At 67.7% G+C, this 22,251-nt stretch carries 22 protein-coding genes, 5 tRNA genes and 2 pseudogenes; 18 read left to right on the forward strand and 11 right to left on the reverse strand.

Annotated elements, in window-relative coordinates; translation table 11 throughout:
* Positions 1-956: 956 nt before the first annotated feature.
* Positions 957-1,766 (reverse strand): HNH endonuclease signature motif containing protein, encoded by an 810-nt coding sequence (locus tag EV653_RS42790; RefSeq protein ID WP_370359392.1) that lies wholly within the window; start codon positions 1,764-1,766, stop codon positions 957-959.
* A gap of 42 nt (positions 1,767-1,808) precedes the next feature.
* Between EV653_RS42790 and EV653_RS42795 the strand changes: the two are divergent.
* Positions 1,809-1,862, forward strand: a pseudogene (locus tag EV653_RS42795) (hypothetical protein); the annotation flags it as partial.
* Between the two features lie 177 nt (positions 1,863-2,039).
* Here EV653_RS42795 and EV653_RS42800 read toward each other — a convergent pair.
* Together EV653_RS42800 and EV653_RS36005 are read right to left on the reverse strand one after the other, a co-directional pair.
* A pseudogene (locus EV653_RS42800) lies at positions 2,040-2,741 on the reverse strand (DUF222 domain-containing protein); the annotation flags it as partial.
* Positions 2,742-3,011: 270 nt separating this feature from the next.
* Positions 3,012-3,896, reverse strand: coding sequence for an RNA polymerase sigma-70 factor (locus EV653_RS36005; RefSeq protein WP_134110163.1), 885 nt, complete (start codon positions 3,894-3,896; stop codon positions 3,012-3,014).
* A gap of 162 nt (positions 3,897-4,058) precedes the next feature.
* Between EV653_RS36005 and EV653_RS36010 the strand changes: the two genes are divergently transcribed.
* On the forward strand, positions 4,059-4,550 hold the full coding sequence (locus EV653_RS36010; protein WP_134110166.1) for a carboxymuconolactone decarboxylase family protein: 492 nt from the start codon (positions 4,059-4,061) through the stop codon (positions 4,548-4,550).
* Here EV653_RS36010 and EV653_RS36015 read toward each other — a convergent pair.
* Positions 4,530-5,045: a DinB family protein gene (locus EV653_RS36015; protein ID WP_134110169.1), complete on the reverse strand. Its 516-nt coding sequence runs from the start codon at positions 5,043-5,045 to the stop codon at positions 4,530-4,532. The genes EV653_RS36010 and EV653_RS36015 overlap by 21 nt on opposite strands.
* A gap of 75 nt (positions 5,046-5,120) precedes the next feature.
* Positions 5,121-5,531, reverse strand: coding sequence for a VOC family protein (locus EV653_RS36020; protein ID WP_134110173.1), 411 nt, complete (start codon positions 5,529-5,531; stop codon positions 5,121-5,123).
* A gap of 120 nt (positions 5,532-5,651) precedes the next feature.
* Between EV653_RS36020 and EV653_RS36025 the strand changes: the two genes are divergently transcribed.
* The 4 genes from EV653_RS36025 to EV653_RS36035 all read left to right on the forward strand — a co-directional run bounded on the left by EV653_RS36025 (position 5,652) and on the right by EV653_RS36035 (position 9,528).
* On the forward strand, positions 5,652-6,026 hold the full coding sequence (locus EV653_RS36025) for a VOC family protein (RefSeq protein WP_134110176.1): 375 nt from the start codon (positions 5,652-5,654) through the stop codon (positions 6,024-6,026).
* A gap of 133 nt (positions 6,027-6,159) precedes the next feature.
* Positions 6,160-6,294, forward strand: coding sequence for a hypothetical protein (locus EV653_RS42545; protein WP_255511220.1), 135 nt, complete (start codon positions 6,160-6,162; stop codon positions 6,292-6,294).
* A gap of 109 nt (positions 6,295-6,403) precedes the next feature.
* A complete protein-coding gene (locus tag EV653_RS36030) occupies positions 6,404-7,258 on the forward strand; it encodes a hypothetical protein (protein ID WP_238160680.1) in 855 nt (284 codons plus the stop codon).
* Between the two features lie 425 nt (positions 7,259-7,683).
* On the forward strand, positions 7,684-9,528 hold the full coding sequence (locus EV653_RS36035; RefSeq protein WP_238160681.1) for a heparinase II/III domain-containing protein: 1,845 nt from the start codon (positions 7,684-7,686) through the stop codon (positions 9,526-9,528).
* Positions 9,529-9,625: 97 nt separating this feature from the next.
* Here EV653_RS36035 and EV653_RS36040 read toward each other — a convergent pair whose 3' ends face one another.
* Positions 9,626-10,210, reverse strand: coding sequence for a mycothiol transferase (locus EV653_RS36040; RefSeq protein ID WP_134110183.1), 585 nt, complete (start codon positions 10,208-10,210; stop codon positions 9,626-9,628).
* 63 nt (positions 10,211-10,273) lie between these two features.
* Here EV653_RS36040 and EV653_RS41835 point away from each other — a divergent pair, with 63 nt between their 5' ends.
* Together EV653_RS41835 and EV653_RS41840 are read left to right on the forward strand one after the other, a co-directional pair.
* Positions 10,274-10,768, forward strand: coding sequence for a hypothetical protein (locus EV653_RS41835; RefSeq protein ID WP_202871987.1), 495 nt, complete (start codon positions 10,274-10,276; stop codon positions 10,766-10,768).
* Positions 10,769-10,796: 28 nt separating this feature from the next.
* Entirely contained in the window at positions 10,797-11,249 is a 453-nt protein-coding gene (locus EV653_RS41840) for an NUDIX hydrolase (protein WP_202871988.1), read from the forward strand.
* On the opposite strand, the gene EV653_RS36050 is transcribed toward EV653_RS41840, so the two are convergent.
* Entirely contained in the window at positions 11,244-11,705 is a 462-nt protein-coding gene (locus EV653_RS36050) for a GNAT family N-acetyltransferase (protein WP_166679672.1), read from the reverse strand. The two genes, EV653_RS41840 and EV653_RS36050, sit on opposite strands and share 6 nt — an antisense overlap.
* Positions 11,706-11,855: 150 nt before the next feature.
* On the opposite strand from EV653_RS36050, the gene EV653_RS36055 reads away from it, so the two are divergent.
* Both EV653_RS36055 and EV653_RS36060 read left to right on the forward strand, forming a co-directional pair.
* Positions 11,856-12,791 (forward strand): phosphotransferase enzyme family protein, encoded by a 936-nt coding sequence (locus EV653_RS36055; protein ID WP_134110191.1) that lies wholly within the window; start codon positions 11,856-11,858, stop codon positions 12,789-12,791.
* Entirely contained in the window at positions 12,788-13,417 is a 630-nt protein-coding gene (locus tag EV653_RS36060; protein ID WP_134110194.1) for a histidine phosphatase family protein, read from the forward strand. Before EV653_RS36055 ends, EV653_RS36060 begins: the two co-directional genes overlap by 4 nt.
* 34 nt (positions 13,418-13,451) lie before the next feature.
* Here EV653_RS36060 and EV653_RS36065 read toward each other — a convergent pair.
* Positions 13,452-13,527, reverse strand: a tRNA-Thr gene (locus EV653_RS36065).
* Between the two features lie 544 nt (positions 13,528-14,071).
* Between EV653_RS36065 and EV653_RS36070 the strand changes: the two genes are divergently transcribed.
* The 8 genes from EV653_RS36070 (at position 14,072) to EV653_RS36095 (ending at position 18,752) form a co-directional block, all read left to right on the forward strand.
* Positions 14,072-14,147, forward strand: a tRNA-Pro gene (locus EV653_RS36070).
* Between the two features lie 91 nt (positions 14,148-14,238).
* A tRNA-Arg gene (locus EV653_RS36075) sits at positions 14,239-14,312 on the forward strand.
* Between the two features lie 184 nt (positions 14,313-14,496).
* A complete protein-coding gene (locus EV653_RS36080) occupies positions 14,497-14,943 on the forward strand; it encodes an HNH endonuclease (protein WP_134110198.1) in 447 nt (148 codons plus the stop codon).
* 34 nt (positions 14,944-14,977) lie between these two features.
* Positions 14,978-15,050: transfer RNA gene (locus EV653_RS41445), tRNA-Gln, on the forward strand.
* Positions 15,051-15,079: 29 nt separating this feature from the next.
* Complete coding sequence (locus EV653_RS36085) at positions 15,080-16,270, forward strand: RtcB family protein (RefSeq protein WP_238160682.1); 1,191 nt, start codon at positions 15,080-15,082, stop codon at positions 16,268-16,270.
* A gap of 39 nt (positions 16,271-16,309) precedes the next feature.
* A tRNA-Ser gene (locus tag EV653_RS41450) sits at positions 16,310-16,400 on the forward strand.
* 61 nt (positions 16,401-16,461) lie between these two features.
* Entirely contained in the window at positions 16,462-16,653 is a 192-nt protein-coding gene (locus EV653_RS36090; RefSeq protein WP_134110201.1) for a hypothetical protein, read from the forward strand.
* A gap of 188 nt (positions 16,654-16,841) precedes the next feature.
* Complete coding sequence (locus tag EV653_RS36095; RefSeq protein WP_238160683.1) at positions 16,842-18,752, forward strand: heparinase II/III domain-containing protein; 1,911 nt, start codon at positions 16,842-16,844, stop codon at positions 18,750-18,752.
* A gap of 11 nt (positions 18,753-18,763) precedes the next feature.
* Here EV653_RS36095 and EV653_RS36100 read toward each other — a convergent pair whose 3' ends face one another.
* The 3 genes from EV653_RS36100 to EV653_RS36110 are packed head-to-tail and all read right to left on the reverse strand — an operon-like array spanning position 18,764 to position 22,247.
* Entirely contained in the window at positions 18,764-20,143 is a 1,380-nt protein-coding gene (locus tag EV653_RS36100; RefSeq protein WP_134110207.1) for an FAD-binding oxidoreductase, read from the reverse strand.
* Positions 20,140-21,006, reverse strand: a complete 867-nt coding sequence (locus tag EV653_RS36105; protein ID WP_134110210.1) for a U32 family peptidase — start codon at positions 21,004-21,006, stop codon at positions 20,140-20,142. The genes EV653_RS36100 and EV653_RS36105 overlap by 4 nt, the downstream gene beginning before the upstream one ends.
* Positions 21,006-22,247: a DUF362 domain-containing protein gene (locus tag EV653_RS36110; RefSeq protein WP_238160684.1), complete on the reverse strand. Its 1,242-nt coding sequence runs from the start codon at positions 22,245-22,247 to the stop codon at positions 21,006-21,008. Before EV653_RS36110 ends, EV653_RS36105 begins: the two co-directional genes overlap by 1 nt.
* Positions 22,248-22,251: the final 4 nt, after the last annotated feature.

Below are 22,251 nucleotides of genomic sequence, written 5' to 3' on the forward strand. Positions count from 1 at the left end.
CTCCGGATTAGCCCCCCATCCCCCGTACTCCGGTCGAGCCCACCTGCCCGCGTTCTACGGCCAACCCCACGCCGACGTACGACTGCGAGCCCCGCCTGCCCGCGCACTGCGGTCGACCCGCGCGCCGACGTACGACGGCCAAGCCCGACTGCCGACGCACGACAGCGAGCCCCACCGAACGCCGCGATCCGGCCGTTGTCCTCCTCGTGCCGACGTACTCCGATTAGCCCCCCATCCCCCGTACTCCGGTCGAGCCCACCTGCCCGCGTTCTACGGCCAACCCCACGCCGACGTACGACTGCGAGCCCCGCCTGCCCGCGTACTGTGGTCGACCCGACGTGGCGCGCAGCCGCTCCGTCGCGCTGCTCCTCCCGCGACTGCTACGCCCGGCCCCACCCCGCTCATCGCCGGTGTATCCCATCCGGCTATCCCGGACCCTGCGGGCTGTGCCCGCGAGTGCGCGCTCATCGCGTGGGCGACTGCGTAGGTCGGCGTTATGGGCAAAAGCGGCGGGACTGCGCGAACGGTGCTCGCGTGGACCGCCTGCCCATGGCCGCGTGGTTCGGGAGACGCCAGGTATCGCCGTCGACGACCGACCGTAGCAACGTCGGTCATGCCGCATTCCGACCGATGCCGGCGAGTTCCCTGCGGGTGAACCGGGCGATCGGCGCATGTCGCCGTAACCCGAATGCCCCATGTCCGGCGACGTCGAGGTCGAGGTCGAGGAAGCGTCGCCTCGCCGCATTACGCGGCGCTTGATGGTCCCATCGAGCAAAACAGGACCTCCGCACCAGCGGAGCGAACATGCCGACGGAGCGAACATGCCGGACGGAGTGAACGTGCCGACGGAGCGAACGCGCCTTCGGAGCGGACATGCCCAGCGGCGTGGACATGCCCAGCGGCGCGAACGTGCCGGCACGTTCGCTCTGGTGTGGCGCCACGACGGATGCGGGTCGTTAGATGAGTGCTGTATCGGGCCAAGGGTCCGGGTGAATCGGATCGCTTGAGGTCAATGGCCTGCCGTGAGTTCGCCCAGCGATGTCAGTGGCGTCGCTCGCCGCGGACTCGCCCCAGACCGCGAAGCGGGCGGCTTCCTGCATCATCGTTTCGTCGGCCGACCAGCGACTGGAACGCCGCCCTGAACGCCCGTTGGAACGGCGCCTCGGCGCGGCAGATCCCGTGGCAGGTCCCGTGCCAGGTCTTGCGACGGCAGCGCCGTCTGGTCGCTGGGCAGCGGCGTCGGGTCGCTGGGCAGCGGCGTCGGGTCGCTGGGCAGCGGCGTCGGGTCGCAGAGCGACCGGCGCTTCGAGGAGAGCTGAGATGCTCGGTGTTGGTTGGGGTGGTGGATCGGCCCAAGTGGGGCGGGATACCTGGACGAGTCCGTCGGTGATGGTGATGACCCAGTGACCGGCGTGGAGGGCGCGATGGTGTGCCCGGCAGAGCAGCACCAGGTTGTGGATCGCGGTCTCACCGCCGTCGATCCACGACCGGAGATGGTGTGCGTCGCAATGGATCGGCGGGGCGCCACACACCACGCAACCCTTGTCGCGAACGTTCAAGGCGCGACGCATCGCCCGTGTCACCAGGCGCTCGGCCCGTCCGACGTCGAGAGGCTCGGAGTTGGATCCGAGCACCAGCGGGATGATCTTCGCGTCGCACGCCATGCGCCGGATCGCCGCAGCCGATAGCCCCGGGCCGTACACGAGTTCCCCGGTCGCGTCGGCAAGGGCCGACTTCAGGTCCTCGAAGTCGATCGTGACGGTGATGTTCGCCTTCGCGCCGAATCCAGGTACCCAACGATCCGCACGATGCGCGGCGCCGTCCTGCGCGGCGCCGTCCTGCGCGGCGCCGTCCTGCGCGGCGCCGTCCTGCGCGGCGCCGTCCTGCGCGGCGCCGTCCTGCGTGGCAGACAACCTTGCGGAACGCGCAGCTTGAGCGTTCGCGGCCACATCGTCTGCCGCACGGACCGGCAGAAGGTTTTCGGCGCCGGCGTCCGTGGCACACGTCTCGGTGGCGGGTGGCTTGAAGCCGCTCTCGGCGGCCGCGGCGGCGATGGTCAGCGTGGCTGTGAGGGCGTCGGCTTGGCGCTTCTCGCGGGAGCGTGGGTCGAGCTCGCCGTCTGCAGTCTTGTGGGGCCGGGCGGCGGCGTGGATGCGGGATCGGAGCAGCTCGGCGTTCTCGTTGGCCAGGTAGCCGCGGAACTTCACGCCGTTCTCAGCCTCGACCAGGGTCAGCGATTCGCGGGCATACGCAGCGTTCTCGTCGGGCTCGGGACCGTCGGAGTCCAGCAGGTCACAGATCTGCCGTGCGGCCTTGGCCAGCTCGCCCGGCGACAGGTGCGCGGCGAGGTTGACCAACTGCTCCTCTGCCACCTCCAGGTCCTCCACCGCGACCCTCGAGGCGACGCGCTCCAGCGCCGTGACGATGGCGCTTGCCTGGGCTGGCCGCAGCGGCCGAGTCCCATCGGTGAGGGCTGTCGACACCGCGTCGTACTTCGGCAGACTGCGGGACAGCTTGACATCGCGATGGGCGTCGCGGCGGTCGATGCGGTGGCGCATGGCAAGTAGCTCGGCGGTGTCGCGGGCACCGAACTCCGAGGCCAGGCCGATCTCGTCGACACGGGCGATGAGCTGCAGGCGGTAGGTCAACAGCTGGGTGACTGCAGCGTCCACTTGGTCGATGGTCGGCAGCAGCTCGCTGTCGCTCATCGACCAGACCGGCCGCTCACCCAGAGGCTCCATGCCCACAACGATAGGCACTCCCTCCGACAGTTTTCAAACTCGAATCCCCTTATTTTCAAGGCGATCCAGCCATCAACCAAAGATGACTGACGTGCTCTCCCAAGTCTTGCCACCACCTCGATCTGGTTCCTGCAGATCCCCTCTCGAGACTGTTCCACGAACGGCACGCTGAAGACGTGACCGGGGTTCCCGCACGGGATGCCCGCTACGCAGGCGGACGTCATCAACGGACCTGCTGGCCTTCATCGGTCCTGCCGCCAGGAACCTGGGCTAGCGGGTGAGGGGGACCTCCTTGGTCAGATGGGAGAGCTTCGAGGGGTTGCGGACCGAGTAAAGGCCGGTTATCTGGCCGTGGTCGATTCTCAGGGCGGTGACGGTGTCGATCTCGCCGTTGAAGCGGAGGATCAGGGCCGGTTGGCCGTTGATCTGGGTGAGGTCGAGGGTGGCTTCGGTGAGGCGGTCCACGGCGACGGCCAGGAGGCGGGCTACCTTGTCGGCGCCGACGACCGGGCGCTGGACGGCTTGGACGACACCGCCGCCGTCGCCGAGGAAGACGACGTCGGGGGCGAGGATGTCGACCAGGCCTTGGAGGTCGCCGGTTTCGATCGCTCGCTGGAAGGCGGCCAGTGCCTTGCGGGTCTCGGTTGGATTGACGGGGCCGGCCGGGCGACGGGCGGCTACGTGGGAGCGGGCTCGGTGGGCGATCTGGCGGACGGCGTCCGGCTTCTTGTCGACGGCCTCGGCGATCTCGTCGTACTCGAGGCCGAAGACCTCACGGAGGACGAAGACGGCACGTTCGGTGGGCTTGAGGGTCTCGAGGACCAGGAGCATTGCCATCGAGACGCTGTCGGCGAGTTCTACGTCCTCGGCCACGTCGGGCGCGGTGAGGAGCGGCTCGGGTAGCCACGGGCCGACGTACGACTCCTTGCGGCGGCCCAGGGTGCGGAGGCGCTGGAGGGCCTGGCGGCTGGCGATCCGGACCAGGTACGCGCGCTGGTCCAGGACCGTGTCGAGGTCGACGCCGACCCAGCGCAGCCAGGTCTCCTGGAGGACGTCCTCGGCGTCCGCGGCCGAGCCGAGGAGCTCGTACGCGACCGTGAACAGGAGGTTGCGATGGGCAACGAAAGCCTCGGTGGCCTGGTCGGTACCGGTCATGCTGGACTCCTTGTACGCGCGGGTGTCACCCAACAGATGCCGGCCGCCGTACTTCTGTGACACGAAGCCCGGTATGGCGCTCGTCACGTCCGGCGGGCGTCACGGCGAACGGGCCGGCGGCATCTCGTGGTCATCCAGTAGATCTCATGAATGAGGACGATGATGACCGAACCCCGTATCGACGTGATGCAGAACGAGCTCGGCGCCAAGCTGGCCAAGCGGTTGTTCGCGGTCCACAACCTGCTCCAGCAGACCGGCCTGCCGCACGTGACGCAGAACCTGGTGATGCTGCGCGCCAGCCAGATCAACGGCTGCGGGCACTGCATCGACATCCACTCCAAGGAGGCCGCGGCGGAGGGCGAGACCACGACCCGCCTGAACCTGGTCGCCGGCTGGAGGCACTCGACGGTCTTCACCGAGGAGGAGCAGGCCGCGCTGGCGCTCACCGAGGAGGCGACCCGGCTGGCGGACGCCTCGGAGGGTGTCTCCGACGAGACGTGGGCCCGCGCCGCGAAGTACTACGACGAGGACCAGCTGATCGCGCTGGTGACGCTGATCGCCATGATCAACGCCACCAACCGGATGGCCGTGACGCTCAACCAGCTCGGCGGTTCCTACGAGCCGGGCCTGATGTCAGCGACCGTCAACAGCTAGATCCCAGATCCGCTCGGACTCCCAGGCGTACTCCCACGCCTGGATGTCCGGCGGCTCGATGCCGAGGCCGGTGAGGATGGCGCAGACCTGCTCACGGTGGTGGTTGGCGTGGTTGATCGCCTGGGCGATGAAGATGCCGACCCGGGTACCTCGGGTGTTGTTGTCGACGACGATCACGCGTTCGACGTCGATCGGCTGGGTCAGGAAGACCTCCCACAGCGCGCCGGCCTCGGCGTTCCAGCCGGCGATGGTCTCGAGGTCGGTCGCGGGGTCGCTGTCCACGTAGTCGAGCGGCCGGTCCACGATCCGGCGCAGGTAGCTGCCGTCGCACCGGACGATGTGGTCGAGGGTCGCGAGGATGCCGCCGTACGTGCCGACGCCGGTGATCTCCAGCTGTTCGGCCGTGAGTTTCCGGTCCAGGCAGAACCGGGTCAGGCTGCCGGTCGCCCAGTTGTTGTGCCGGATGGGGTCGTACAGCAGGTCGTTGAGTCCCATGCAGGCCAAGCTAGCCGTGCCCGCCCGGCCCGGGGTACTGCATTTCGCCCCGGGCGAGGCGCAGGCGCGGCGGAATCAGCTGGCGCCGATGTTGACCATCCAGTTGATGCCGAACTTGTCGGTCACCATGCCGAACTCGTCACCCCACATCTGCTTCTCCAGCGGGACCGTCACCTTGCCGCCGTCGGCGGACAGCTTCTCGTAGTACCCGCGCAGCTCGTCGCCGTCGCCGCTCAGGCTGATCGAGATGTTGTCGCCCGGGTTGTACGGCATGCCCTGCGGGGTGTCGGAGGCCATCAACGTGAACCCGCTGGGGGTCTCGAGCTGGGCGTGCATCAGCAGCTCGTCGTCCTCCGGGCCGTGGCCCGCGCCGAACTCCTTGAAGGTGTTCTTGGCCAGGTCCCCGCCGAAAACCCCCTGGTAGAACTCCATCGCCGGACGCGCTTCACTCTTGAACTGAATGTACGGATTGAGCCGGGATGCCATCGAATCGTTCCTTCCCCCAACGAGCCGAACCCTCTGGTACGGCGCTTATGCCCGCACAGTAGACCCGGCCGCCGACAGTCCGCGACACCTCGAACCCGGCCGTCCGGTTAAGGTCTCGGGATGATCCTGCGACACATCACCATCGATGCGGCCGACCCCTACGAGCTGGCGCAATTCTGGAGTACCGTGACCGGCTGGCCGGTCGCCGATGGCGACGTACCAGGCGACGACGAGGTGCTGGTCGTGGCGCCCTCGCCGGTTCCCGGGCTGTTGTTCATCGCAGTACCCGAAGGTAAGTCGGTGAAGAACCGGGTGCACCTGGACTGGGGCCCGACCGAACGCTCCCGCGACGAAGAGGTCGAGCGCATCCTCTCCCTCGGCGGCACGATCTACGAGGACCACCGCCTCCCCGACGGCCGCGGCTGGGTCACCATGAAAGACCCCGAAGGCAACGAGTTCTGCGTCGAACGCAGCGAAGCCGAACGCGCCGGCTGACCGGCTCGGGTTCCACGCGTCGTGGTCGAACGCCCACGGTCCGTCAGCGGCGACCCCCTGCGCCCGGTTCGGCTTAAATGCGGCATGGGCCGGAACCCTATGCGTGGGTCCGGTCTTCGGGGATGCTTGAGGGGTGAAGTGGTGGTGGCGGCGGAAGAAGAAGGCTGCTGAGGAGGACGGGGAGCCTCGGCGGCGGGGGATGCGGCGGGACGAGGTCAAGGACCTTCGGGCTCGTCTGACGGGTGAGGGGTACACGCTGAAGCACTGACCGCCCGATGCAACCAAATGGGCGGCCGGAGCGTTTAGTAAGTAGGAGCCGGGGGATGCACCAGGTTCGGGGCGCGCCGCGTCACGTCGCGGCGGGGAGACGACGACTCATGCTGGGGGGTGGGCGCACGCTGAAACAGGCCCACATCCATCCTCACCACGAGCGTGTCTCGCTGCTCCGGGCGTTCCTGGGGTCCGTCGCCTCGATCTTCGTCACGCTGGTGGTCCTGGCCGTGCTCGCGGGCGTGCTCGTCGTCCTCGAGCCGCGGACCACCGATGCCGACACCACAGCCGACGGCAACGGTTCGTACAGCGTGCCGACGACAGGAGCCGGCCGGTACGGATCGGGCACGCTCGGCCCGTGGCAGGACCTGGTCCGGCGGATCTCCCCCGAGGACCAGATCCGCGACACGCTCACGTTCGACGGCATCTTCCTGTTCGGCGACAGCATCGCCGTACAGGACAGCGTGTCCCTCGAACGGCGGCTGGCCGACAGCACCGGCGACTCGATCGCCTTCCACGACTGGTCCGGTCAACCCACCTCGGCGGCCGTCGACGCACTCGAGGAGTGGTCGCGTGACTACGGTCTGCCCCGGCGGATCGTGATGGCCGTCGGTACGAACGACATCTTCGACCCACCCGCGTTCGCCGCCCAGGTCGAGCGCGCGATGAAGATCGCCGGGCCGAACCGGACGGTGTACTGGGTGAACGTTTACGCCAGCCGCACCAAGCAGCCGCCCGCCGTACGCGATGCGGATCTCGCGAACAGCGCCTGGGTCAACAACGAGCTCTACGAGGCTTCGCTCCACCACCCGAACCTGCGGATCATCGACTGGTCCTCGTTCCTCACTTCCCGGCCGGACGGGCCCACGCCGTACCTGCGCGACGGCGTGCACACCAGCGAGCCGCTCGGCGGCAGTGCCCGCAACGAGCTGATCACCGAGGCAATCAAGAACAGCCGCTAGGACAACCGCTCGGAACGCCCTGATTCTGCAGGCGATCCGGCGAGGTCGATGCTGCCCTTCCGGGCAACGCCCAACCGGAGTGGCCGATCCGAGGCAACCTTTTGACCCCCTCGCGACATCTATACAACAGAGGAACCAAGCTGAACCTCAGGGGGAATCGATGGCGACGTACCCGACCGGAGTATGACCGGCAGCCAATTTGATGCCGGAAGCAACCTTCCGTGGTCCGCCGGCCGTTTCTGAAGTGCAGCGTTTCTCAACTACGCGCGTCTCTGAAGTAGCAACGAAAACACCCTGACCATTTCCCGGGGATCGCCCGACCCGAATTCAGGTCTAGGCCAGAACGGGCATGCCCGAAAGCATGCGGGGGAGGACGAACGATGCCCGCGAGACATCTGCGCACGACCAGAACGACGCTCCGACTCATGATCCCGCTGCTCGTGAGCGCCGCCGTCCTGGCCGCCGTCCTGGTGATCCCGTGGGGCGGCTCCGAGCCGGAGGCGGCGCCGGACCCGACCGTGAGCCACACCCCCGAACCGCCGACGGCACCGCCGACGCCGGTGAAGCAGAACACGTACACGTGCCCGGCGTACAGCGGGATCGACCACGCGAACCCGGTCGCGAACCTCTACCAGGACAAGTTCACCTGGGGTACGACGCCGCCCACGAAGGTCGGCGACGGCAAGGGAAACATCAACTGGCGGATCAACCCGGACAAGAACCCCAGCTGGTACATGTGGCTGCACTCGCTTCGTTGGCTGGGGCAAGGAATCAACGCCGGCGCGCGCGGTGACAAGCGAGCGCTGCAACGGGTCAGCAACATCGCGCGCGACTGGGTCAACGACAACCCGTACTCCTGGAAGTCCGACGTCGGCGCGTACGAGTCGACGATGCACCGCACCAACGTGCTGATCTGCCTGCGGGAGGCGGTGCTGTCCGGGTTGCATGTGGTCAAGTTGCCGCTGACGTACACCTGGCTCGACGACGCGCTCATGGAGCACGCGTGGTTCCTGCAGAAGAACTACAGCGGCGACTGGAACCACGGCACCGACGAGAGCCTCGCGCTGTTCGGGATCGGGTGCACGCTGCAGCGCAACGACCTGAAGAAGATCGCGTCCGATCGGCTGACGAGCGCGATCAAGACGTCCATCGACACGCAGGGGTCGACGAACGAGCAGTCCACGGCGTACGCGCAGTTCAACTACGCGCTCTGGGGACGGGCAATCGACGTACTGCGCAAATGCGGGGTCGATCCCGGTACGACGATCGTCGCGCGCCGCCGGGAACTCGCGAAATGGCTCGCGCTGGCAACCAACTCCCTCGGGAACCTGCCGCAACTGGGCGACTCGGAGGTCGTGCGGACGGTGCCCGTTCCGGGGACCGTTCTCGAGTACGCCGGGACGCTCGGCAAGCAAGGGATCCGGCCGACGCAGCGGGTCGGGATCTTCGACGGTGGGTATGTGTTCGGGCGGACCGGGTGGGGCGAGACGCGACCGTTCACGCAGGAGTCGACGTACAGCATCCGGTTCGGCCCGTCGCAGAAGCTGCACGGGCACAACGACCACACGTCCGTCACGTACACGTCCCACGGGCGCGACATCCTGATCGACGGCGGGCATGCCGGGTACAAGATCGACGACTGGCGGTTCTGGGCGAAGAGCCAGTTCGCGCACAACGAGCTGACGGTGAAGTCCGCGACCGGGCATCCGGAGACCAAGCTGGTGCGGTCGTCGATCGGCGCGACGTCGGAGTACTACGAGCTGCACGATTCGCCGGGCGCCGGTATCGACCGGACCCGCGACGTGCTCGTGCTGAAGGACCCGGACCTGATGGTCGTGCTGGACCGCGGTACGTCTGGGTCCGAGGAGGACTACTCGACGCTCTGGCACCTGCCTTCTGACCAGAAGGTGGTTGTCAGCGGCAACCGTGCGGTGGCCGCCAAGCCGGGCGATCGGGTGAAGACGACGCTGCTGCAGATCCCGTTCCAGCAGCAGACGACGCCGATCGAGGTTGTCTCCGGTTCGCAGGATCCGATCCAGGGGTGGCACTACAAGACGATCGACAAGCGGGCGCCGGCGCCGGTGGTGAAGTTCAACCGCTCCGGACACGACGCGAGCATCCTGTCCGTGATCGCGGCGACGCGCACCAAGGCCGTCGTCAGCTACACCACCACGCAGCAGGGCTCCCGCATGCTGCTGAACCTGAAGGTCGACGGCGTGACCACCGTCATCGCCGTCGCCGCAGACGGGACCCTGCAGCGCATCAAGTAGGTGCCGGATCTGCAGCCCATCACAATCGCGGAACCCGCCCGGCGCTGAGCGTGGCCTCATGCCCGGCACTGCGATTGTGATGGCGTGGCGATCCGGGTCAGCTGGTCTTCGCGCCGACCGGCTTCCACTCCCGCGGCGGGTCCTCGCCGACCCGGCCGTCGACGGCCTCGCGGATGAGGTCCGCGTGGCCGGTGTGGCGTCCGTACTCCTCGATCAGGTCGCAGACTAGGCGGCGCAGGCTCGCGTGCTGCCCGTTCGGCCAGCTGATGTCGGCCGGCTGGTCGAGCCCGCCTTCCGCGATGGCTGCGGCGAGCGTCGCGCGGGAACGCTCGACTGCACCGTCCCACAGGGCGTAAAGCTCCTCCGGGGTGTTGTCGACCGCGGAGTTGAACTCCCAATCGTTGTCGTCCCGCCAGCCGTTCTCCACCCACGGCCCGCCCATCGGCAACCCACGGAACTTCACGTTGAACATGTAGTCCTCGTTCGCCGCGAGGTGCTTCGTCAACCCGCCGAGCGTCATCGACGACTTCCCGATCCGCGTGTTCAGCCCGTCGGCGTCCAGCTCGTCCACCTTGTACCGGAACGTCGTACGCAACCGATCCAACGCCCCGACCAGCTGCTCCGCATCACTCCCCGCCAGAGGCGGTTCCCACCACGGCGAAACCCACTCATTCTCAGCCATGCCAGCACGCTAAACCCCATTCCGGACACTCCCCTTCCGGAACCACCAGCCATACTTCTCGGCATGTCAGCCGACACCTGCCCGAGCTGCGGCCGGGCCCTGGACGCCCACGATCGCGACATCCGGTTCACGCTGCCGGACCCTGTTCTGGATCTGCCGGACCAGGAGCGCACGCCCGACACCTGGCTCAGCCATGGGACGCCTCGCGAGTCCGTGATGATGCAGGTTCCGGGGGCCGGGGCGTTCGTCCGGGTTCTGCTGCCGGTACAGCTCGACGGCGGTTATCGGGTGACGTTCGGCGCCTGGCTCGGCATCCATCCCGCTCAGTTGCAGCCGACGTTCGCTGTCTGGTGGGAGCCGGAGTACGTCGACCTACGTCTCGAGGGCTTCCTGGCCAACAAGATCGCCCCGTGGGGCTTGCTCGCGGCTCCGGTCATCGCAACTGTCCGCAACCCCGACGAAACGCCCTACCTCACCGAGTCCCCCGACCCGGCCCTCACCGCCGTACTCACCAACACCTGGCCCCACGAGAAGGTCCTCCCCCATCTACCCGACTAGGGTTCGGCGGGGGGGACGGTATGCGGGGGTGATCGCGCGGTACGGCGGTCAGGTGGCGCTTGTCCGGGAGCGGTATGAGGCGTGGGACGCGCCGTACTGGAATCTTCCGAGCGGCGCCGTCGAAGAAGGCGAGACCCCAGGCGCCGGAGCGATTCGCGAGCTGCGCGAGGAGTCGGGGCTGCTGGCCGTCGAGGCGGATCTTGAGCTCGTGTGGACGACTGAGGTGTGGACCGGCGGTCGCGTGACGTCGCGGTCGTGGAACTACCTGGTGAACGTGCAGAACCCGGCGTTCGCGATCGACGATCCGGACGGGTCGGTCCTGGAGGTGCGTTGGTTCTCCGCGGAGGACGCCGTACGACGGCTCGGCCGGCTGCCGTATCCGCCTATCGCGGTGCCGGCGATCGACTACCTGACGTACGGGGTGCGACGTCAGGAGTGGACGTTCACGTTGGACGGCGTGGACTGGAGCTGGGACTCATAGGTCTCGGCGTACGACGACGTTGTGTTTGGCGTGGGTGCGGTTCTCGGCGTACTGCGTGAAGCCGGCGTCGAGGAAGGTGGGGAGGACGCCTCGACCCGGGTCGGCGGGCATGGTCTTGACGGGGTAGGCCTCGATGACGCGGGCGCCTTCGGTGCGGGCGTAGTCGACGGCTGCCTCGATCATCGGCAGGGTCAGGCCGCGGCGGCGGTAGCCGGCCCTGACGAAGAGGCAGTTGATGGCCCAGATCGAGTCGTCGTCGCGGTCGTCGATCGGCAGCACGCGTGAGTGGACGATCGCGTAGTACTCCGGCCGCGGCGCCACCGCGCACCAGGCGGCCGGGCGCTGGTCGACGTATCCGATCAGGCCGACCGGCATGCCTGCTTGGACGAAGCGCTCGAGCGCGGCTCGGTTCTTCTCGCTGCCGGCGAACTCGCGAGGGGGCAAGCGGCGTGCCATGCACCAACATCCGCGCGTGCCGCCGCTGGGTCCGAAGAGCTCGACCAGGTCGTCCCATCGCTCCTGATCAACGGGGTGGACCTCCATCGACGCATTCAACCACGGGAATCCGGTCGCGCTTGCTGATCGGCCGTGGAAGGGTCGGGCACCATGAGCGCCTCCGACCTGACCGGCTTTCTTCGCGGGCGAGGCGTTGACGCGCTTGACGTCGTACCGCTCCTCGGCGGCGAGAAGAACCGCAGCTGGCTGGTCGACGGCACGTTCGTTGCCCGGAGCTACAGCACGAGCACGCGGGACGAGGTGGAGTATGAGCTGCACGCGATCGAGTTCCTAGCGGGTGCCGGATTCCCCACGCCCGCTCCGATCGCGGCCGACGACGGATCATTGTGGGGTTGGATCGACGACCGCCCAGCGGCGCTCTTCGTATACGCCGCCGGCGCACATCCATCCGACCTGATCGACGGCTACTTCTCGACCGACCTACGACTCGGACGCGCCGCCGCAGCACTCGCCGCCCAGCTGCACACCTTGACCGCAGACCGAACCTTCCCCGGCCGACGGACCACGCGACTCGATCCCCTCGAGCGCATCGAGTCGTTCCTGCGCTCGCCGTACGCAGATCTGCCGGTCCTTCGAGATGCGACCCATCACCTGACTGTGTTGCGGCAGAAGATCGCGGCCGTCTACGCCAACCCAGCCGGCCTCCGCCAAGGCCTGGTCCACAACGACATCAGCGCCGTCAACCTTCTCCTCGACGAGCCCGGCAACATCACGGCCCTCATCGACTTCGACGACTGCATGACGTCCTTCCACCTCTACGACCTAGGCCGCGTCGCCGAAACCTGGGGCCGCACCCCCGACCGCCACGCAGACCTCACCCGTATCCACCAACTCATCGAGGCGTACGACGCAACCCGCCCCCTCACCACCCGCGAATCCGACCTCGCCGTAGATCTCATCGCCACCTACGCCGCTGCCACCGGAACCGACTACCTCACCAACCTGCTCCGCGCCGGCGCTGGAATCGAAAGCCCCGCAGACAGCTACTCCATACTCTTCTTCCTCGACCTGATCGGAGAGCAATGAGACACATCTACCTCGTCACGCACCCCGAGGCCCAGCACCACGTCGACGACCTCGTCGGCGGCTGGCACGACTCAGTCCTGACCGCCCGCGGACACCAGCAGGCCGAACGCATCGCCGACGTACTCGCAAACAGAATCGGACCCCAGCCGGTCGAGATCTACTCCTCAGACCTACGCCGAGCCAGCCAAGCGGCCGAACGCATCGCCCGCAGATTCTCCGTCGAGGTCCAACTCGACGCACGCCTCCGCGAAAGATCCAACGGCGAGGCCGACGGCCGTCCCCAGACGTGGCTAGCCGAGCGTCGCGTCCCACTTCCCGAGTACGGCGACCGCCTAGCCCACCATGACGGCCCAGCCGGCGCCGAAACCCGCCTGGCCTTGGTCGAACGCCTATACCCCGCCCTCGCCGACATCCTCACCAGCCCCGCCACGAACCAGATCATCGTCTCCCACGGCTCTGCCTCGAGCTACCTGATCGCCGCCTGGATCGGCATGCCGATGACCTCGACCGACCGCGTCTTCTTCCCCCTGACCTCAGGCAGCATCACGACCCTCCGTCGCAACGACACCCACTTCAGCCACCAGGTCCTCACCCTCAACGAGACCGACCACCTGGAGCACCAATAACAGCACCCCCCAGGCCACTGACCTGGGGGTTTGATGGAGCCGCCTGTCGGAATCGAACCGACGACCTTCTCATTACGAGTGAGACGCTCTGCCGACTGAGCTAAGGCGGCGGGTGCCGAGGCAAGAGTGTAGCGGGAGTCGGGGGGTGATTCCGAATCGGTTGCTGGTGGAGGGGGTGGGGGTGTGGCCCGGATCACCCGGGGACGGGCGGCGGGGAACCTGCGGGGGGCGGCGTACGTCGGACGGGCGAGGAATTAACCGGTGGAATGAATGATGCGGGAAATGCGTTGACTTCGTCGAGCGGGATGGGCGAGACTATTTCCCGCAAGGACCGAAACCCTGAGGAGACATCGTGTACGGCGCAAGCACCCTGACAAAGACCTGGCGGCGTGGCCGCATGGTTTTGTCGGCATGTCTGCGATCCGTGAACGACAACGCCTTCGAATACCACCGGCTCAGCATCGAGCCGAGCCCGCGTGCAGGCGGTCCGCCTGGGTGATCTCCGCGTCTGGAGACCTCCAGGAGCCGTCTGAGCCGGGCACCGGCAGCAGGCGGCTCTTTTCTTTTGCCCGGAATCCGGGTCTGCTTCGCCTGCGCATTATTTCCGGTATTCACGAATACCGGCACGAACAATTGACAATTGCACATTAATAACCAGCTGTAGGCCAGTGGCCAGGCCACCTCATTTGGGTTGAGGAGATCGGAGGTTCGAGTCCTCCCAGCTGGACCAGGCGCCCGCAGCATGCTTGCTACCGGCCGAGCGGGCGCCACAGACGTGCCCTGCGACGGAAATCCGCAGTACATCCGGCGCAGGGCACCGAACGCCCGTGGCTCAACTGGACAGAGCACCGGCCTACGAAGCCGGGGGGTGCAGGTTCGAATCCTGCCGGGCGTGCTGTGTCCGAAGCAGAAGCGGGCGATGCACCGGGACGTGGCCCCGGAGGAAGCGGGTTCGAGCCCCGCCGGACACCCTCAGTACGCCGGCCTCACGCACAGTCGCCGGACGCAACACCACGCAGTACCGAGATCTCCGACCTGGGCACGCCGGGTCGGGCACACTGGAAGGGAGGAGGTCCCAGATGAGCGGTGTGATCGTCCTGAACGCCTCGTACGAGCAGCTGCACGTCGTGTCGATCCCGCACGCCATCCGGATGCTCGTCCGCGAGGTCGCCGTCGTCGAGGAGGCCCACGACGGCGCCAGCATCGGACCGTTCCCCCTCCCCCGCGTACTGCGTCTCGTCCGGTACGTGGTGATGAACTGGCGGTACGCGTCCGGCCGGCTGCAGTACACGCGCGCCGGCGTGCTGAAACGCGACAAGTACCTCTGCGCGTACTGCGGTAAGCCCGGTGCGAGCACGATGGATCACGTGATCCCACGATCACGTGGCGGACGCGGCGAGTGGCTGAACGCCGTCGCCGCGCACTCCGGGTGCAACGAGAAGAAGGGCTCGCGAACACCGGAAGAGGCCGGCATGCCACTGCTGTGGCAGCCGTGGATCCCTTCCCGTGCCGAGCTAGCGCTCTGACGCGACACCCATCCGGTGTCGCGGCGGAGCGCGATGCCAGGTGGGCGCCGGCGACCCACCCTCGGTTCTGACCCGAGGCCCCGCAGGTTCGACTCCTGCCCTGGCAGCTGCACGTACACGACAAAGGGAGGGAACCGTGGAGCTTCCGATCGAGCTGAGTGGGGCGAAGAGCTCCACACTGATGTGGGCTCAGGAGTACGACGTCGACGCGAAGGCACTGCAGCAGCTGCGGAACATCGCGGCGCTGCCGTGGGTGCACGGAGTCCGCGTGATGCCGGACGTGCACCTCGGCAAGGGCGCGACCGTCGGGTCTGTGATCGCGATGTACCAGGCCGTGTCGCCGGCTGCCGTCGGCGTCGACATCGGATGCGGGATGGAAGGTGTCTTGACCTCGCTGACGGCCGCGGATCTGCCGGACGACCTGTCGCGCATCCGTTCGCGGATCGAGGCCGCCGTTCCGGTCGGATTCCGTTCGCACGGGGACCCGGTCGGCGTACGTCGGCTCGGGCTGGACCCGCGGCCGTGGGACCGGCTGTGGGGTGGGTTCACGAGTCTGCACGACGGGGTGCAGGACCGCGAGCGCAAGGCCAAGCAGCAGATGGGATCGCTGGGCGGCGGCAACCACTTCATCGAGGTGTGCCTCGACGACGAGGACCGCGTGTGGCTCATGCTGCACTCCGGCAGCCGGAACATCGGCAAGGAGCTAGCCGAGCGCCACATGCGGATCGCCCGGGAGCTGCCGCACAACGCGGACCTTCCGGACCGTGACCTTGCGGTGTTCCTGTCCGGTACGCCGGAGATGGACGCGTACCGCCGGGACCTCACCTGGGCCCAGGAATACGCCGCGCGGAACCGTGCGGTGATGCTCGCACTGGTGATGCAGGCAGTCCGGGAGTCGTTCGAGGTCGAGGTGCGGTTCGAACAGCCGATCTCGTGCCACCACAACTACGTGGCCGAGGAGCACCTCGACGGGCTCGATCTGCTCGTCACCCGCAAGGGCGCGATCCGGGCGGGGCTCGGCGACCTCGGGCTCATCCCGGGATCGATGGGCACCGGTTCGTACGTCGTTCGCGGTCTCGGCTCGCAACGCTCGTTCTACTCGGCCTCACACGGGGCAGGCCGCCGGATGAGCCGTAACGAGGCGAAGCGCCGCTACACGGTCGACGACCTGGTCGCGCAGACCAGGGGTGTCGAGTCCCGCAAGGACGCCGGCGTGATCGACGAGATCCCCGCCGCCTACAAGGACATCGACTCCGTCATCGCCGCCCAGTCCGACCTGGTCGAGGTTGTCGCCCACCTCAAGCAGGTCATCTGCGTCAAGGGCTGAACAGGTTCCTGCCGTCCCAGGGTGACGGCAGGAACCTCAGGTGAGATCCGCCTGTGGGTAGGGGCAGCGGTTTGCTGAACCGTCGGTCGGCTGGCATGTCGGCTCGTGAGTTCGAATCTCACTCTCACCGCTGGGCGGCCGGGATCGACCGGCTGCCCTGCCACAACCAAAAAATGAGAGGAGGACCGGCTATGGCCGACCTCAGGAAGAAGCGGGTGCCCGGCGGTAGGACCGGTGCTCCGGTGAAGCAGGGTCATGCGTTGCGGCGGGTGCAGCTCGCCTGCGGGCATGTGCAGCGGGACCGGATCGCCCACGCGGGCGATCACGTGTGGTGTGAGGCCGACTGCTCCGACTGGATCCGGGTCATCTCGGTCGAAGAGTAAGCAGTCGAAGAGTAGTCACTCGGTTACGCCGCCCGCCGTCGTCAGGGGAGACGGCGGGCGGCGCACCGAGCTCGCCGGAAACTCACCAGAACTCATCGCAACTTTCTCCACCAACTCACCATCGTGCGGTTGTACAGGTTGTCACCGCCGGCCGGGGGGCCGCGCGCGAGTGGGTGGGGAAACGCATGATGAGATGGTTACTGGTGCTCGGCCTCGTTACCGCGGGGCTCGCAGGCACCACCGGTGTCGCGACGGCTCAGACCGGGCCAGGGATCGCGATCGCCGCCGATCTTCCGGAGCCTGAGGCAGCGCAGTTCGTGCCAGGGGCAACAAACGTGGTCCCGGCGACCGCGGTGGCTGCGAAGAGTGCCCAAGCGATCACCACAGCAACCGGCGGCACCTATACCTGCCCGGGTTTCAGCACTGTCGACGACGCGACACCGCTCTCGTCCGTGATGCAGGACACCTACACGTGGGGCGGGTTCAAGCCGTACAAGGTTGGTGACGGCAAGGGAAACATCAACTGGAAGCTGAACCCGTACAGCAATCCCAGCTGGTACATGTGGTTCCACTCACTCCGTTGGATCGGCCAAGGAATCACGGCCGCCAGCCTGGGCGACACCGCCGCGCTCGACCACGTGACGACGATCGTCCACGACTGGGTTCGCGACAATCCGTACTCCTGGAAGGGTGACGTCGGCGCCTGGGAGTCGACGATGCACCGCACCAACGTGATCATTTGCACCCGGCAAGCAGTCCTCGCCGGATTGAACGTGGCCACCCTGCCGACGCAGTACGCATGGCTGGACGCTGCACTGCTGGACCACGCGACGTTCCTGGTCAACAACTGGAGCGGCGCCTGGAACCACGGCACCGACGAGAGCATCGCGCTGTTCGGCGTCGGCTGCACGCTGGACCGCACCGACTACATGACGCTCGCGCAGCAGCGCCTCAACGCCGGCATCACGACCTCGATCGATGCCGAGGGGTCGACCAACGAACAGTCGACGGCGTACGCGCAGTTCAACTACTCCCTCTGGGGCCGTGCCGTCGACGTACTGCGGGCGTGCGGCGCCGACCCCGGTACGACGATCACGGCGCGCCGCGCGCTGCTGGCCAACTGGCTCGCGCTGGCAACCAACTCGCTCGGCAACCTGCACCAGATCGGCGACTCCGAGGTCGTCCGTACGGCGCCCGTCGCCGGCACCCCGCTCGAGTACGCCGGAACGCAGGGCGCGACCGGTGTCGCCCCGACGGACCGTGTCGGCATGTTCTCCGCGGGCTACGTCTTCGGCCGCTCCGGATGGGGCAACTTCGCGGGCCAGTCGTCGTACAGCATCAGGTACGGGCCGACGCGGCAGCTGCACGGGCACAGTGACCACACGTCGCTCACCTACACCGCTCGCGGCCGGGACATCCTGATCGACGGCGGCCACGCCGGCTACCAGAACGACGTCTGGCGGACCTGGGCTAAGAGCCCGTTCGCCGGCAGCGCGATGACGACGCCGCTCTCGGCCGACACGTTGCCCGCGACCAAGCTGACCCGGTCCCAGGTGAAGCCGGGCTCCGATTTCTTCGAGTTCTCCGACGTACCCGGGGCCGGCATCAGTCGCATTCGCGCCGTACTCGTGCTGAACAATCCGGACCTGGTCGTCACGCTCGACCGCGCGTCGTCGAAGACCGCCCAGCAGTTCCAGACGCTGTGGCACCTGCCCGCGGACCAGAAGGCGACCGTGTACTCGCGGACCACCGCCCTGGCATCGAAGGCGGGCGAGGACACCCGGACGATCCTGTTCCAGGTGCCGTACCGGCAAGCCCTTCCGCCCGGCGCGATCCTGCTCAAGCAGGCGCAGACCAAGCCGATCCAGGGCTGGACCTACCCGAACATCAACACCCGGCTCTCGGCGCCGACCCTGATGTTCGCGCGCTCCGGCACCACGGCGTCGATCCTGTCGTTCATCGCCCCCGTCAAGGCGACCGGCGCCGTCACCTACGCGACTCGCTGGTCCGGTACGACGTACGTGGTCGACCTGAGCGTTGCCGGTGTACGCACGTCGATCGGCATCACCGCGGGCGGCTCCCTGGTCCGCCTGACCTAACGCGGTGCGGGTCAGAAGGCTTGGAGGACCTTCCCCGGGTTGAGGAGGTTGTCGGGGTCGAAGGCTTGTTTGATGCGGCGGTGGAGCTCGAGGCCGACCGGACCGAGTTCGGTCTCGAGCCAGCCGGCCTTGAGGGTGCCGATGCCGTGTTCGCCGGTGATCGTCCCGCCGAGGCGGAGGCCTAGCTCCATCACAGCGCCGAACGCCTCCAGGCCTCGCTCCTCGGCCGCCGGGTCGTTGCGGTCGAAGACCACGGTCGGGTGCATGTTGCCGTCGCCTACGTGCCCCGGGCAACAGATCAGCACCTGGTACTTCGCGCCGATCTCGGCGATCCCGCGCAGCAGCGCAACCAGCTGCGAACGCGGTACCGACACGTCGTCGATCAAGGTGGTCCCGAGCGGCTCCAGCGCGGAGTTCACCAGGCGGCGCGCCTCGAGCAGCATCCGCGATTCCTCCACGTCCGAGGCCTCCGCAACCTCGATCGCGCCGTGCTCTGCGCAGATCGCCGCGATGCGTGCCACGTCCTCGGCCGCGCGGGGCCCGCGATCGGACTGCGCGAGCAGCATCGAGCCGACATCGCCCGGCAGACCCATATCGCGGTAGTCCTGGATCGCCCGCAGCGTCGGTTGGTCGAGGAACTCCAGCAGCGACGGCCGCAGCCCCGAGGCCATCACCGCCGCCGCGGCTGCGATCCCGTCCTCGATCGAGCGGAACGTCGCCGCCGCGGTCAGCGCGGCCTCGGGCGCCGGACGCAGCGCGAGCGTCGCCTCGGTGACCACACCCAACGTGCCTTCGGATCCCACGATCAATCGGGTCAGGTCGTAGCCGGCAACGCCCTTCGCCGCACGCCGACCGGTACGGACGATCTCACCCGACGCCAGCACCACCTCGACGGCGCGCACGAAGTCCGACGTCACGCCGTACTTCACACAACACAACCCACCGGCGTTGGTCGCGATGTTGCCGCCGATCGTCGACATCTCCCACGACGACGGGTCGGGCGGATAGAAGAGGTCCTTCTCCAGCACTGCCCGCGAGAGGTCCGCGTTCACGACACCCGGCTGGACCACGGCGACCTGGTCCTCGACCGAGATCTCGAGGATGCGGTTCATCCGCGCGGTCGACAGCAACAAGCAGCCGTCGATGGCGTTGGCCGCGCCCGACAGCCCGGTCCGCGCCCCCTGAGTGACAACCGGTACGCCGAAACTCCCCGCGGCTCGCAGGACCTCCGCGACCTCAGTGGTCGAGGTCGGTCGCGCCAGCACCCGCGGCACACCGGCCGGCGAGAACGTCGCGTGGTCGTGCCGATGGCTGTCCAGCACATCGGGATCGTCGACAACCGCCGCCTCCCCCAACGCGGACCGGAGCCGGGCTACGAGCGCGTCAGTCATGCCTCATCCTGTTCGGCTAGCAGCCGCAGGATCAACTCCGCCCGCCGGACACGCTCCCGTCCGAGGGCTTCCGCCGTACTGGCCAGGTGTGCTCCGACCGGGTAGATGTTCGGCGCATTTCGCAGGCCCATCTTCAGGTAGACGGGTGCCGCGACGCGGACGATCTCCGGTACGTCGTAGAACCGGACGTGCCCGCCCTGGTCGTCGGGGACCTCGATGTACATGTCGATCGGCACCGTCGTCACCGAGCGGATCTCCGCCAGCACCGGCACCGGCAGGTCGGTCGACACGTTCAGGCTGGTCGCGCCGAGACGCTCGTACAGCTGGGCGGTCGGTGCGTTCGGCAACGGCATCAGCACCGAGGTCTTCAGCACCAGATCCGCAGGCAGCTCGCCCTCGACCTTCAACCGGCCCATGATCTCCAGCACACCGATGTCCCCGACCAGCAGACTCCTGACGCCGAGCTCCACCGCACGAAAAGCGTCGCACAGCGAGGCCGCGACCTGATCGTTGCCCCTAGCAACACCGCCGACGGCGGCCGAAACCTTCGCCTGACCGCCGATGTCCCATGAACCGCGGGGCCCGAGAAACAGGCAAACCTCGACACCGGCGGAAGCGCCCAACGAAAGCATCTCCTCGATCTCGCCGTCCGTCAGCATCATCACGCCGCTGCCCTGCGACACCCGGTCGATCGTGATCCCGCGTGACTTGGCCTCCTCGAGCACCGCGGTCATCACCCCCGGCCCCTCACACGAGGGGATCTCGACCTTGTACGGCGACCCGTCCGGGAACGTCCGGGTCGAAGTGTCCCCCGGTGCGAAACCGCGATCGGCGAGCAGGGCACGTGCTTCGCGAAGGTTCATCACTCGCTCCAAGGTCCGAGGCTCCCGCTCGACGTCAGGTCGCGCGCCGTACCAATGATCTCCAGGTCGAAACGCTCAGCCGCCTCGTCGAGCAGTGCCGGCGTCACCATCAGCTCGTGCGGAGACAGCGTGTCCCTGATCCGGGCCAGCCGCAGCTCGGACCAGTGCCGTCGCCCGCACATCGTCACAGCTGCGAGTACGGCGGCCTCGTCGTCCTCCATCACCATCGGCAACCGGGAACGCCGGGCACCGCCGGCGCCGGAGGTCAACGCGTTCACGTAACTCGCCCGCAGGTCGATCTGCTCCAGCAACCGCGCCGGGATGACGTCGGCGAGCCCGAGACCGGACGCGTTCCCATGCGAGGCGGGCGTCAACGAGTGCACGCTGATCGCCGCGATCGAGGGCGATTCGAACTCCGGGATCCCGTGCACCCAGCAACGACCGATGACGTTGGTGTCCATGCCCGCGCCGGACTTGTCCTTGCCCAGCTCATCGATCACCAGGACGTCGAGCTCGTCGAACGGCAGCCGGCCGAGCATGCTGGAAGCCCTTTGCAGCAATGCGTTCTCAGCCGCTCCGGCGATTCCGTCGGCCTCGACGAATTCAACCGACGCGGTCCGATCGAGCGAGTTCTCCAGGATCGCGAGACCGCCGAGGATCTTGCCCTGCGCAACGACCATCCGGGCCGCCGCTTCGATGTTGCCGCCGAGCGACGGGATGCCGCCGGCGTGCAGCGACGCGGCGCCGCGATGGTTGCCGAGGCCGATCGCGAGGATCTTCGCGATCCCGCTCTCGATCTGTCCGTGGAAGTCGGTGTGCGGTTTGACCCGGTTCACCAGGAGTACGCCGTCGGCCTTGGCCGCGATCGCGTCGTGGTGGATCTCGGTGCCGTCGTCCAGCGTGCCGACGACGACGGTCTCCATCGTCGCCTCGATCGGGCAGCCGACGGACTCCGGCGTGATGCCGAGCCCTTCGAGCATCTCCCGCTGCCCGTCCGCGGTGGCGCCGCCGTGCGACCCCATCGCCGGGATCACGAACGGTGCCGCGCCGACGTCCTTCAGCCACTCGACAGCGGCCTTCACCACCGGCACGAGGTCGCGGATCCCACGGCTGCCGGCAGTGACCGCGATCCGGGCGTCGGGCAGGATCCGTTCGCGAAGCGGTTCGAGCGCAGCGCGCGCGTCGGCGTACGGATCGGCCGAGGTCTGCACCTCCGACAGGATCCGCCTGATCGGCGTCACCTGT

This window comes from Kribbella pratensis (genome assembly GCF_004365355.1).
Lineage (GTDB): Bacteria > Actinomycetota > Actinomycetes > Propionibacteriales > Kribbellaceae > Kribbella.